General features: G+C 64.6%; 1 protein-coding gene. It reads left to right on the top strand.

Annotated elements, in window-relative coordinates:
• Positions 1-359: hypothetical protein (locus tag SB764_RS38815; RefSeq protein WP_410866583.1), on the top strand; the 359-nt coding region annotated here is incomplete at both ends.

Genomic DNA, 359 nt, shown 5'->3' on the forward strand with positions numbered 1-359 from the left:
CGGCAAGGCGGCGCGCTGTGTCCGGCATTGGGCCAGCTTCTCGCAGATGGACGCGCGTTATGCCTGGGGTGACGACGGCCAGGTCACGGTGTTTAACGCCGATGGCAGCCAGGAAATCTACGTGCATGACCAGCGCGCACGGCTGGTACAGCGTATCGATCCGGACGGTGCCGAGCATTTCAAATCCTACGACGACAAGGGCCGGCTGACGGTCGAGCAAGACCCGCTGGGCGCGGTGACGGCCTATCAGTACGACGATGCCGGACGCTTGGTGGCGATGTTTCCGGGGGAGGACGAACCAACCTCCTACGAGCATGACAACGGCTTCGTACGCGTGGTGCGGCGCGGCCAGGCGCTCT

This window comes from Paraburkholderia sp. SIMBA_027 (assembly GCF_046535315.1).
In the GTDB taxonomy this organism is placed as follows: domain Bacteria; phylum Pseudomonadota; class Gammaproteobacteria; order Burkholderiales; family Burkholderiaceae; genus Paraburkholderia; species Paraburkholderia tropica.